Genomic DNA, 12,689 nt, shown 5'->3' with positions numbered 1-12,689 from the left:
ACGGTGACGATCACCCTCGGCGAGGATCCGTCGGATGTGCTGTCGTTCACGCCGTCGGGCAATATCACCGGGTCGTATGCCAACGGTGTGTTGACACTGACCGGAAACGATTCCGCGGCGGCGTATCAGGCTGTGTTGCAGTCGGTGTCGTTCAGCACCGGCAGCAACGCCCTGATCGGGATCCGCACCATCGAGTTCGAGGTGACCGACGCCACGGGCCAGACCTCCGCGCTGCCGGGCATCACCGCACTCACCGTGGTCGCCGCCCTGAATGGCGCACCCACCATCGTCGCGACTCCGGTGGGAGCGGTGACGGCAGGTCAGTCGACCACGGTGTCGCCGATCGTGGCGATCGTCAATGAGCCCGGCCAGAACCTGTCCGGCGCGACGGTGACGATCGCCCTCGGTGAGGATCCGTCGGATGTGTTGTCGTTCACCCCGTTGGGAAACATCAGCGGTACGTACGCAAATGGTGTGCTGACACTGACCGGTGACGATTCCGCGGCGGCGTATCAGGCTGTGTTGCAGTCGGTGTCGTTCAGTACCGGCAGCAACGCGCTCATCGGGATCCGCACCATCGAGTTCGAGGTGACCGACGCCGCGGGCCAGACCTCCGCGCTGCCGGGCATAACCGCGCTCACTGTGTCGGCGGCGCTCAACACCGCGCCGACCGTGCTGACCCTTCCGGCGGGGGTGGCCACCGCGGGTCAGTCGACGACGGTGTCGCCGATCGTCACCATCGTCAACGACCCGGGTGAGGAACTCTCGGGAGCGACCGTCACCATCACCCTGGGCGGCGACCCGACGGACGTGCTGTCGTTCACCCCGTCGGGAAACATCAGCGGTACGTACGCAAATGGTGTGCTGACACTGACCGGTGACGCTTCCGCTGCGGCGTATCAGGCGGTGTTGCAGTCGGTGTCGTTCAGCACCGGCAGCAACGGCCTCATCGGAATCCGCACCATCGAGTTCGAGGTCACCGACGCCGCCAACCAGACCTCCGCGCTGCCGGGCATCACGGCGCTGACGGTGGTGGCACCGGTGAATGTGGTGCCGACGATCGTGGCGTTGCCGGTGGGTGTGGTGACCGCGGGCCAGTCGACGACGGTGTCGCCGATCGTCACCATCGTCAACGACCCGAGCGAAGAGCTCTCGGGCGCCACGGTCACCATCGCGCTGGGCGGAAGCCCCTCCGACGTGTTGTCGTTCACTCCATCGGGCAACATCACCGGAACATATGCGAACGGCGTGCTGACACTCATGGGGAACGCATCCGCGGCGGCCTACCAGACGGTGCTGCAGTCGGTTTCGTTCAGTACCGCGAGCAACACCCTGATCGGGGTGCGGACCATCGAGTTCGACGTCACCGACGCCGCGGGCCAGACTTCGGCGCTGCCGGGTGTCACGGCACTGACCGTGGTCGCCGTGCTCAACGCCGCACCGACCATCCTGGCCACCCCGGTCGGCGGTGTGACAGCGGGCCAGTCGACGATCGTCTCGCCGGTCGTCACCATCGTCGACGACCCCGGCCAGAACCTGTCGGGGGCGACGGTCACGATCTCGCTGGGCGGCGACCCCACCGACGAGTTGACGTTCACCCCGTCGAACGGCATCACCGGGTCCTACGAGGACGGTGTCCTCACGCTCACGGGTAACGCTTCGGCGGCCGCGTATCAGACCGTCCTTCAATCGGTGACCTTCTCGACCGGGTCGGGCGCACTGATCGGAGTGCGGACCATCGAGTTCAAGGTGACCGACGCGCTGGGTGCGACCAGCCTGCTGCCCGGACTGACGGCGCTGACCGTGAGCGGGATCAATCTGCCGCCGTTGGTGGTCACCTCCCTCGTCGGCAGTCTGCTCTATACCGCCGGGAGTCCGGCCGTGACCGTCGACCCGCTGATTGCGGTGACGGATCCGACCTCGGACAAACTGTCGAGCGTCACGTTGGCGATCACCGTCGGGCATGACACCGATGACGTGCTCAGCTACACCCGGCCCGCGGGCAACCCGGTCACCGCGAACTACAACTCGGCGACCGGCGTGCTCACCCTGACCGGGGATGGGACACCCGCGCAGTATCAGGAGGCGCTGCGCGCGGTGAAGTTCTATACGCCGCAGGTGCTGCTGGCCGGTAGCCGGACGTTCACGGTGTTCGCCACGGACACCGGCGGACTGTCGAGTCTGCCGCTGCTGATCGCGTTGGTGCTCCTCAGAGATATTCTCTGACCGTCGGCTACCGTGGGTTTCCATGCAGCGCACCTCACGGTCCCTGGTGGCCATGCTGGCCCTGACTGCCCTCGTCGCGGCATGCGGGCACGACGACGTACCGCAGTCTGCGCAGGAACCGGATGTCGCGGCAGCCGACTACGCCGAGGAGGTCAGCAAGCGGCTCGAGGCCGACGCCATGATGGCGCACCTGACCCGGCTGCAGGAGATCGCCGATCAGCACGGCGGCAACCGCGCCCTGGGGACCCCGGGCTATCAGGCCAGCGTGGACTACGTGGTGAAAGCGCTGCGTGACAAGGGCTTCGAGGTGCAGACGCCGGAGTTCGAGGTCCGCATCCCCTTCGCCGAAGAACCGACCGTCGAGGTTGCCGGATCCCGGGTCGCCGCCCTGCCGATGAGCTTCACCATCGGCACGCCTCCCGAGGGCGTGCGGGGACCGTTGGTGGCCGCCCCGGTGGACGAGACACCGGGCTGCGCCGATGCCGATTATGAGGGGTTGGCCACCCAGGGCGCGGTGGTGCTGGTCGACCGTGGCTCGTGTCCGTTCAGCGACAAGCAGGCAGTTGCCGCCAAACGCGGGGCGGTGGCGCTGCTCGTCGCCGACAATGTCGAGCGCCCGGTCGACGAGTTCGGCGGCACCCTGGGCAGCAACACCGAGGTGACCATCCCGGTGTTGGGCATCACCAAGAGCGAGGGTGCCCGGTTGCGCGCCAACCCGGCCGAGACCGAGATCAGGCTCGAGGCGGGCGTCAATGTGGAGCGCAGTCAGAACATCATCGCCCAGACCAGCACCGGGGCCACCGACAACGTCGTGATGGTGGGCGCCCACCTCGACAGCGTGCCCGAGGGCCCCGGGATCAACGACAACGGTTCCGGTGTGGCCGCGGTACTGGAAACCGCACTGCAACTCGGTAGCGCTCCCGAGGTCCGCAACGCGGTGCGCTTCGGATTCTGGGGCGCCGAGGAGGTCGGCCTGATCGGCTCGGACCGATACATCTCCTCACTCGACGTCGAGGCGCTGAAAGATATTGCGCTGTACCTGAACTTCGACATGGTCGGCTCTCCGAACCCGGGATACTTCACCTACGACGGCAACCAGTCCGCGCCTCCGGCACCCGACGGCAGCGTGCCGCGCGTCCCGGAGGGCTCGGCGGGAATCGAACGGATGCTCGTCGCTTACCTCGACGCCGCCGGCAAACCGGCCCAGGACACCAGCTTCAATGGCCGGTCCGATTACGATGCCTTCACCAAAGCCGGAATTCCCTCCGGTGGGCTGTTTTCCGGCGCAGAGGAGAATATGACCGCCGAGCAGGCCGAGATCTGGGGTGGGCAAGCCGACCAGCCCTTCGACCCCAACTACCACAAGGCCACCGACACCCTCGAACACGTCGACGCCACCGCCATGGAGATCCTTGGGCGCGGTGTCGCGTATGCGACGGCGCTGTACGCCCAGGACATCGGCGGCCGCAACGGAGTACCGGTGCGGGAGGACCGCACCCGTCATACCCTGACCAACTCATGAGACGCCTGCTCGCGGCGGCCGCCACCACGCTGGCGCTGGCGTCGTGCAGTCCGGCACCCGAGCCCGCCCCGCTGGGACCGCGAGATCTCGCCGACGACGTCACCGCCGAGGCCATCTTCGCCCACCTCGAGCGATTCGACGACATCGCCGAGTCCAACGACGGCAGCCGAGCCGTCGGCACGCCCGGCTACGACGCCACCGTCGACTACATCTCCCAGGTGCTGCGCGACAAGGGGTTCGAGATCAGCACGCCCGAGTTCGAATGGCTGAAGATGGGCGATCCCGGCAAGCCGACGCTGGAGGTGGCCGGGCGAAGCTATCCCGTCACCCAGGCGTCACCGCTGGCGTCCACCCCGCGCGGCGGTGTCCGCGGGCTGTCGCTGCGCCCCGACGAACCCGCCGGGTGCAAGGCCGCCGACTACGGCGATGTCCGCGGCGCACTCGTCATCGTCGACGACACCGAATGCTCGGTGGTCGCCAAACAGAACGCCGCGGTCGCCAAGGGAGCGGTCGGCCTGCTGGTGATCAGCGACGGCGGCACCAAGGGCCTGTTCGAGCCGGGTTACTACCAGAAGCTGACACTGCCGGTCGCCGTCATCGACCGCACCACCAATGCCGCGCTGCGCCGCACCGACGACCCGGTGCGACTGGTACTCGACGGGCAGGCCAGCGTCGCGCGATCCAAGAGTGTGATCGCACAGACCTCCACCGGGGACACCGCGAATGTGGTGGTGGCCGGCGCGCATCTGGACAGCGCCCCGCGCAGCCCCGGCATCAACGACAACGCGACCGGGGTGGCGGCACTGCTGGCCATCGCCGATCAGCTGGGCTCGGCGGCGCGCATCGACAATGCCGTGCGGTTCGCCTTCTGGGGGTCGCAACGCCTCGGCGCGGCGGGAAAGTACCTGACGGGTCTGGACGACGGTGGGATCAACGATATCGCCGCCTATCTGGACGCCAACATGATCGGCTCTCCGAATCCGGGTTACTTCACCCTGGACGGAGATCAGTCCGGCCAGCCGAACCCGGCCATCGCGGCGGACTCGGTGCCCGAGGGCTCGGCGGGTATCGAGCGCACGCTGGCCGGCTATCTGAACCTCGCCGGTGTCCGGCCGGCCGACATGCCGCTGGACATGACCGGTGATTACGGTCCGTTCCTGACCGCCGGGGTGCCCGTCGGCGGGCTCACCACGGGAGCCAATCAGCAGAAGACGACGGTCCAGGCCCGGCTGTGGGGCGGACGCGCCGGGGCGCCCTTCGATCCGAACTACGGTGGCCCCCGGGACGGGATGGACAATGTCGACCACCGCGCCCTGTCAATCACCGCACCGGCACTGGCCTACACGATCGGCACCTATGCCCGGTCGATCGAGGGCGTCAACGGCGTGCCGGCCCGCGACAGCCGCAATCGACGAGGTTAGGAACCGACATGTACCTGCGCATCGACACCCGGGTGACGCCGCCTGCCGTCGAGGTCGTCGAACCCGAGGACTTCTCCGCCTTCAAGGTCGTCGTGCTCACCGCGGCCCACTCCTGGGTCGACCCCGCTGATCTCACCGAACTCGCCGGCCGCACCGACGACCCGGAGTGGCGCCGGCAACTGACCGGCATGCTGTCCTACGCCGAGAGCAAGGGTTGGCTGGACGAGCAGGGCCGTATCCGCGGGCATGTCGAGGTGCAGACCCCGTAACGCCGCGCATCGGGCACCATGTTCGGGTGGACAACCCCGGCGTCCTGGCACGCCTCGCCCGATACGCCATGGCGGCACCGAAACGGATCCTGGCCTTCGCGGCCCTGATCGCCGTTGCTGCAGCAATTTTCGGGGTGCCGGTCACCCAGGAACTTTCCGCAGGCGGCTTCCAGGACCCGGCCGCCGAATCCTCGGAGGCCGCCGAGTTGCTGACCGGGAAATTCGGTCAGGGCGATATGGAACTGCTGATCATCGTCACCGACCCGGCCGGGGCAACCGGTCCGGCCGCCCGCCGGGTCGGCACCGAGATCGCCACGGCGCTCGATGAATCCGAGCACGTCGCCGAGGTGACCTCGGCCTGGACCGCGCCCCCGCCCGCTGCCGGTGAGCTCATCAGCAGGGACGGCACCGCAGGGCTGATCGTCGCCGGCATCACGGGCGGGGAACAGCACGCCCAGGAGCACGCCAAAGCCCTCACGGACCGATTGGTGCACGACCGCGACGGCGTGACCGTCCAGGCCGGCGGCATCGCGATGGTGAACACGCAGATCACCGAACAGTCCCAGCGCGACCTGCTGGTGATGGAGTCCATCGCGATCCCGTTCAGCTTCCTGGTCCTGGTGTGGGTGTTCGGCGGGCTGTTGACCGCGGCGCTGCCCGTCGTGGTCGGGGTGATGGCCATCCTTGGTTCGCTGGCCGTGCTGCGGTTGATCACCTTTGCCACCGACGTGTCGGTGTTCGCGCTCAATCTGTGCATGGCGATGGGACTGGCCCTGGCAATCGATTACACGTTGCTGATGGTCAGCCGCTACCGCGATGAACTGGCCGACGGCGCCTCGGCCGAGGACGCCCTGGTGCAGACCATGGTGACGGCGGGTCGCACCGTCGTGTTCTCGGCGACGACGGTCGCACTGCCGATGTCCACGCTGGTGCTGTTCCCGATGTACTTCCTGAAGTCGTTCGCCTATGCCGGCGTGGCGACCGTGGTCTTCGCCGCCATCGCCGCGCTCGTCATCACCCCGGCGGCACTGGTGCTGCTCGGCGACCGGGTCAAGGGCAAGCGCGTCCGCACACCCACACCGGTGCAGCAACAATTCTGGTACCGCTCAACGAAGTTCGTGCTGCATCGGGCCGCCCCGATCGGCGTGGCGGTGGTGGTGCTGCTGGTGTTGCTCGGGTTGCCGTTCACCGGGGTCAAATGGGGTTTCCCCGATGACCGGGTGCTGCCCATGTCGGCATCGGCGCATCAGGTCGGCGACCGGCTGAGGGAGGACTTCGCCAACAACTTCGCCACCGAGATCAGCGTCGTGATCCCGGACTCCACCGGGGTCGCGCAGGCCGAACTCGATTGCTTCGCCCGTGAGTTGGCCTCGGCGCCCGATGTTCTGGGGGTGGCGCCGCCGGTTCAACGGGACGGCAGCGCATTCTTGCGAGTGTCGAGTTCGGCGCCGCTGTTCTCCGAGGCCTCCGCGGCGCAGCTCGACCGGCTGCATGCGATAGCGGGCCCCGACGGACGCCGGGTGGTGCTCGGCGGGGTGGCCCAGACCGACCGCGACAGCGTCGCGGCGATCGGCGCCAAGCTACCGCTGGTGTTGACACTGATCGCGGTGATCACCTTCTGCCTGCTGTTCTTGTTGACCGGCAGCGTGGTGTTGCCGGCGAAGGCGTTGGTGCTCAACATCTTGTCGCTGACTGCCACTTTCGGTGCCATGGTGTGGATTTTTCAGGACGGTCACCTCGGCGCGCTGGAACAACCGCGACGGGGACCCTGGTGGCCAATGTGCCGGTGCTGCTCTTCTGCATCGCATTCGGCCTCTCGATGGACTACGAGGTGTTCCTGCTCGCGCGCATCCGGGAGTACTGGTTGGCATCGGAGCGCACATCGGCCGATGTCGGGGAGAGCGTCGCACTCGGACTGGCCCGCACCGGCCGGGTGGTAACCGCTGCGGCACTGGTGATGTCGATCTCCTTCGCCGCGCTCATCGCGGCCAATGTGTCGTTCATGCGGATGTTCGGACTTGGGCTGACACTGGCGGTGTTGATGGATGCCACCCTGGTCCGGATGGTGCTGGTGCCCGCGTTCATGCAACTGATGGGCCGGTGGAACTGGTGGGCTCCGAAACCGTTGGCCAAACTGCACGATCGGATCGGATTGAACCACTGAAGGTAGCGCCCCGTATCAGGGGTATGGGAACTAATCTCGCGGAAATGCCCCGATACAGCACCATCGCCGGCGTGCACGGCGTTCTGCCGCCGCACCGCTACACCCAGGATGAGATCACCGAGGCGATCCTCGCGCTGCCCGGATACGAGGGTGTCGAAGACATCGTCCGCGGCCTGCACAAGAGCGCCAAGGTCAACAGCAGATATCTGGTCCGCCCGCTCGAGGAGTATCCCGGGCTCACCGATTTCGGTGCGACCAACAACCTCTTCATCGACCGTGCAACCGAACTCGGCGCGGCGGCATTGACGGGGGCGCTCGACGAGGCGGGACTGCGGCCCGAGGATGTCGACCTCATCATCACCACCACGGTGACCGGCGCGGTGGTGCCCTCCCTCGACGCGCGCATCGCCGGCCGCATCGGGTTGCGTCCCGATGTGCGCCGGGTGCCCATCTTCGGTCTCGGATGCGTCGCCGGCGCCGCCGGAATCGCCCGGCTGCACGACTACCTGCGGGGTGCCCCGGACAAGGTGGCGGTGCTGGTCTCGGTCGAACTCTGTTCGCTGACAAGCAAACACCATCCGTCGATGCCGACGCTGGTGGCCGGGGCGCTGTTCGGTGACGGGGCATCGGCCGTCGTGGCCGTGGGGGAGCGGCGCGCGCAGCAGCTGAACCCCGTCGGCCCCGACGTGCTGGACTCGCGCAGCCACCTGTATCCGGACTCGCTGCACGCGATGGGCTGGGATATCGGCACCCAAGGCTTCGAGATCGTGCTCAGCGCCGAAGTGCCCTCCTTCGTCGGCCGCTACCTGGGTGCTGACGTCACCGGGTTCCTGGCCGATCACGATCTCGACGTCACCGATATCGGTACCTGGGTCAGTCATCCCGGCGGACCCAAGGTCATCGAGGCCATCATCGACACGCTGTCGCTGCCGTCGGACGCCCTCGACCTGACCTGGCAATCGCTCGCCGAGGTCGGCAACTTGTCGTCCTCGTCGGTGCTGCACGTCCTGCGTGACACCATTCGTAAACGCCCGGCACCCGGCAGCCCCGGTGTGCTGATGGCGATGGGACCCGGTTTCTGCTCCGAACTCGTGCTGTTGCGGTGGCGCTGACATGCGGAGCTTTGTGGTCCTGATCCTGCTGGTCGGTGTGGAACGCATCGCCGAACTGGTGGTGTCGAAGCGAAACCTGCAGTGGAGCACGGCCAATGGCGGCCGCGAGTTCGGGGCCGGGCACTACCCGGTGATGGTGGCGCTGCACAGCGGGCTGCTGGTCGGTGCGGTGGCCGAGGCACGCATCCGCAAGCGTTGGATCTGGCCGGCCTTCTGGGTGGTGGTCCTGGCCCAGGCATTGCGCTGGTGGTGCATCACCAGCCTGGGAAAGCAGTGGAACACCCGGGTCGTCGTGGTACCGGGTGCGCCGCGGATCACCGGCGGACCGTACCGCGTTGTGCCCCATCCGAATTACGTCGCGGTCGTCCTGGAAGGAGCTGCGCTTCCGCTGGTGGGTGGCGCCTGGATCACCGCCGCGGTGTTCTCCCTCGCCAACGCCTTGTTACTGCGCACCCGGATCCGGGTGGAAAACGAAGCGCTGCAGAGCTTGACGTGATCGATCTGCTGGTCGCCGGCGGCGGACCGGCCGGACTGGCCACCGCGGTCCACGCCGCGCAGGCCGGGCTGGACACCGTGGTCGTCGAACCCCGACGCGGACCGATCGACAAGGCGTGCGGCGAGGGCTTGATGCCCCATTCGCTGGCGCATCTGCACAAGCTCGGCGTCGAGCCCGCGGGCCGGGCGTTTCACGGCATCCGTTACCTGGATGGCCGACGCACCGCCGAGGCCCGATTCACCAGGGGGCCCGGTCGCGGGGTGCGCCGCACCGTGCTGCACGCCGCGCTCGCCGAGGCCGCCACCGCCGCCGGGGTGCGGATCGTGCACGCCGACGTCGGCGACATCACCCAGGACGACGACTCGGTGTGCGCGGCCGGATTCCGCGCCCGCCATCTGGCTGCCGCCGACGGCCTGCACTCGCCGATCCGGCGCTCGCTCGGATTGCAGGCCACCGAGTCCGCGCGCCGGAGGTGGGGCATCCGCCGACACATCCAGACCGCCCCGTGGTCGGACTGCGTGGAGGTGTACTGGGGCCGCGACACCGAGGCGTACGTCACCCCGGTATCAAATGACTGTGTGGGCGTTGCAATCCTGAAGACCACCAAGGGCGGATTCGATCAGCACCTGCAACAGTTCCCGACGCTGATGGACCGGTTCCACGGGCTCCCGCACGGACCGGACCGCGCCGCGGGCCCGTTGCGGCAGCGGGTGCGACACCGTGCCGCCGGCCGGGTCCTGCTGGTCGGTGACGCCGCCGGCTATGTCGACGCGCTGACCGGAGAGGGGATGGGGCTGGCCTTCGGTGCCGCCGACCTGTTGGTGGACTGCATCGTGTCCGATCGCACCGATGATTACGACCGGCGTTGGCGTGCGCTGACCCGTCGCTACCGGGTCCTGACCGCGGCCCTGTTGCACGCCACGGCGATCGGGCCCGTGCGAACCGCGATCACCCCGGCTTCGGCGGCACTGCCCGGAATGTTCTCCCGGGTGGTCAACGCGCTCGGCGAATAGCGGCCAGCCCCGTCATGCCGTGGTGGACGGCCAGCGCCGCGATGGCACCGAGCGCGATACCGGTGAACGTCAATGATCCGGCCTGCCATGTGAAATCGGCGATGCCGATGATCAGCGGGATGGCCGCGGTCATCTGGTTGACCGGCTTGGAGAAGTCGACGTGATTGGTCAGCCAGATCCGGATGCCCAGCACACCGACCAGACCGTAGAGAACGATCGTCGCGCCACCGAGCACGCCGGGCGGAATGGCCGAGATCGCCGCACCCACCTTGGGGCACAACGACAACAGGATCGCCACCACGGCCGCCACCCAGTACGCGGCGGTGGAGTAGATGCGCGTCGCGGCCATCACCCCGATGTTCTCGGCGTACGTCGTCGTCGCCGAACCACCCCCGGCGCCGGCCAGCACGGTGGCCACCCCGTCGGCGGCAAGCGCCCGACCCATCAACGGATCCAGGTCGGTGCCGGTCATCTGGCTCACCGACTTCACGTGCCCGATGTTCTCGGCGACCAGGGCGATCACCGCGGGCAGGAACATCGGCAGCACGGCGAGGCTGAGGGTCGGCGTCTGGAACTCGGGTAGCCCGAACCACGCGGCCTGCGCGATCGCCGAGGTGTCCACTTCACCCAGCGCCAACGCCAGCAGATATCCGATGACCACCGCCACGAAGATGGCCAGCCGGCCGATCAGTCCCTTGAAGAACGCCAGCGCTCCGACCAGCAGCACCAGGGTGACCATCCCGACCAGCGGTCCCTGCTCGAAGTTGTTCTTGGCCGCCGGGGCCAGATTGAACCCGATCAGCGCGACCACCGCGCCGGTCACCACCGGCGGCAGCGTAAGGTCGAGCCAGCGGGTACCGATCAGGTGCACCACCGCGCCGATGATGATGAGCAGCAACCCGATCGCGATCAGGCCACCGAGCGCGCTGCCGGTGCCCTCTGCGGCCACGGCCGCGGTCACCGGGGCGATCACCGCGAAGCTCGACCCGAGATAACTCGGCAGCCGGTTGCCGGTGATCAGCAGGAATCCGATGGTGCCGATCCCGGAGAACAGCAGCGTCGTCGCCGGCGGGAAGCCGGTGAGCACCGGCACCAGGAAGGTCGCCCCGAACATCGCCACCACATGTTGGGCGCCGATACCGAGGGTGCGCGGCCAGCTCAGCCGTTCGTCCGGGGCGACGACATCGGCGTCGGGTCCGACATACTTCCAATTCGGCTTCAAGGACAGCTTTGCCATCAGGACACGGTAAACCGTCGCCCGGCATACAGCGCGGCACCGAGCGCGATCACCGCCGAGCCCCACACCACCGAGGTCAGCGGCAAGGTGAACGCCAGCACCACACAGCCCGCGAATCCCACCACCGGGATCACCCGCCGGGCCGGCCGCAGCGTCCAGGCACTGGCATTGGCGATCGCGTAGTACACCAGCACCGCGAACGACGAAAAGCCGATGGCCCCACGCACATCGACGAAGGCGGCCAGCACCGCGACCGTCACCCCGACCGTGACCTCCGCGCGGTGCGGTCCGCCGAACCGTGGGTGCACCGCGGCCAGCGCCGAGGGCAGATGGTGGTCGCGCGCCATGGCCAGCGTCGTCCGGGACACCCCGAGCACCAGCGACAGCAGCGCTCCCAGCGCGGCCACCGCCGCGCCGATCTGCACCACCGGGGCCAAATTCGCGTGCCCGGCCGCGGTCACGGCATCCGCCAACGGTGCGGTCGCCGTGGCCAACCCGTCGCTGCCCAGGACCGACAGCACCGCAACGGCCACCACCGCGTACACCGTCAAGGCGATGGCGAGTGCGATGGGGATGGCCCGGGTGATGGTGCGGGCCGGGTCGCGCACCTCCTCACCGAGGGTGGCGATGCGCGCGTAACCGGCGAAGGCGAAGAACAACAGCCCGGCCGCCTGCAGCACACCCCACAGGTCGGCATCGGCGCCCACCTGCAGCCGGGCCGCCGAGCCCGCCCCGGTCAGTGTCACCACCACGGCGGCCAGCACCGCCAACACGATGGCGACGATGATCCGGGTCAGCAGCGCGGATTTCTGAACTCCCGCGTAGTTCACCGCGGTCAGTGCGACGACGGCCGCGACCGCCACGGCATGGGCATACTCCGGCCAGGCATACACGCCCACGGTCAGCGCCATGGCCGCGCAGGACGCGGTCTTGCCGACGATGAAGCTCCAACCGGCGGTGTAACCCCAGAAGGCGCCGAGCCGTTCCCGACCGTAGACATAGGAGCCGCCGGACTGCGGATAGATCGCCGCCAACCGCGCGGTGGAGGTGGCGTTGCAGTAGGCCACGACGGCCGCGACCGCGAGACCGATCAGCAGACCCGAACCGGCGGCCGCGGCCGCCGGGCCGAGTGCGACGAAGATGCCGGCCCCGACCATCGAGCCCAGTCCGATGACGACGGCATCGAAAGTTCCCAGCCGCCTTTGCATGTGCACGGCAGCAGTGTAGGG

General features: G+C 68.2%; 9 protein-coding genes and 1 pseudogene. 8 read left to right on the top strand and 2 right to left on the bottom strand.

Features of this window, described 5'->3' with window-relative positions; translation table 11 throughout:
- From ACWDUN_RS22470 to ACWDUN_RS22435, 8 genes and pseudogenes are all read left to right on the top strand, one after another.
- Positions 1-2,226, top strand: a 2,226-nt coding sequence (locus ACWDUN_RS22470; protein ID WP_449932210.1) for a beta strand repeat-containing protein, incomplete at its 5' end; no start/stop codon positions are given.
- Positions 2,227-2,248: 22 nt separating this feature from the next.
- Positions 2,249-3,748 (top strand): M28 family metallopeptidase, encoded by a 1,500-nt coding sequence (locus tag ACWDUN_RS22465; protein ID WP_449932209.1) that lies wholly within the window; start codon positions 2,249-2,251, stop codon positions 3,746-3,748.
- Positions 3,745-5,169, top strand: coding sequence for a M28 family peptidase (locus tag ACWDUN_RS22460; RefSeq protein ID WP_449932208.1), 1,425 nt, complete (start codon positions 3,745-3,747; stop codon positions 5,167-5,169). The genes ACWDUN_RS22465 and ACWDUN_RS22460 overlap by 4 nt, the downstream gene beginning before the upstream one ends.
- An 8-nt stretch (positions 5,170-5,177) precedes the next feature.
- Entirely contained in the window at positions 5,178-5,438 is a 261-nt protein-coding gene (locus tag ACWDUN_RS22455) for a hypothetical protein (RefSeq protein ID WP_449932207.1), read from the top strand.
- Between the two features lie 68 nt (positions 5,439-5,506).
- Positions 5,507-7,602: pseudogene (locus ACWDUN_RS22450) on the top strand (MMPL family transporter).
- A 44-nt stretch (positions 7,603-7,646) separates the two neighbouring features.
- The gene (locus tag ACWDUN_RS22445; protein WP_449932206.1) at positions 7,647-8,714 is read left to right on the top strand and encodes a type III polyketide synthase; all 1,068 of its coding nucleotides are present in this window, start codon (positions 7,647-7,649) and stop codon (positions 8,712-8,714) included.
- Between the two features lies 1 nt (position 8,715).
- Complete coding sequence (locus ACWDUN_RS22440) at positions 8,716-9,210, top strand: isoprenylcysteine carboxyl methyltransferase family protein (RefSeq protein ID WP_449932205.1); 495 nt, start codon at positions 8,716-8,718, stop codon at positions 9,208-9,210.
- The gene (locus tag ACWDUN_RS22435) at positions 9,207-10,223 is read left to right on the top strand and encodes an NAD(P)/FAD-dependent oxidoreductase (protein ID WP_449932204.1); all 1,017 of its coding nucleotides are present in this window, start codon (positions 9,207-9,209) and stop codon (positions 10,221-10,223) included. The genes ACWDUN_RS22440 and ACWDUN_RS22435 overlap by 4 nt, the downstream gene beginning before the upstream one ends.
- Here the strand turns inward: ACWDUN_RS22435 and ACWDUN_RS22430 are convergent.
- Together ACWDUN_RS22430 and ACWDUN_RS22425 are read right to left on the bottom strand one after the other, a co-directional pair.
- Positions 10,204-11,460, bottom strand: a complete 1,257-nt coding sequence (locus ACWDUN_RS22430) for a uracil-xanthine permease family protein (RefSeq protein WP_449932203.1) — start codon at positions 11,458-11,460, stop codon at positions 10,204-10,206. The two genes, ACWDUN_RS22435 and ACWDUN_RS22430, sit on opposite strands and share 20 nt — an antisense overlap.
- A complete protein-coding gene (locus tag ACWDUN_RS22425) occupies positions 11,460-12,668 on the bottom strand; it encodes an APC family permease (protein ID WP_449932224.1) in 1,209 nt (402 codons plus the stop codon). Before ACWDUN_RS22425 ends, ACWDUN_RS22430 begins: the two co-directional genes overlap by 1 nt.
- Positions 12,669-12,689 lie beyond the last annotated feature (21 nt).

This window comes from Mycobacterium sp. NPDC003323 (assembly GCF_053589535.1).
Note: the sequence above shows the minus strand (reverse complement) of the source record. Positions and strands in the feature narration are given on the sequence as shown.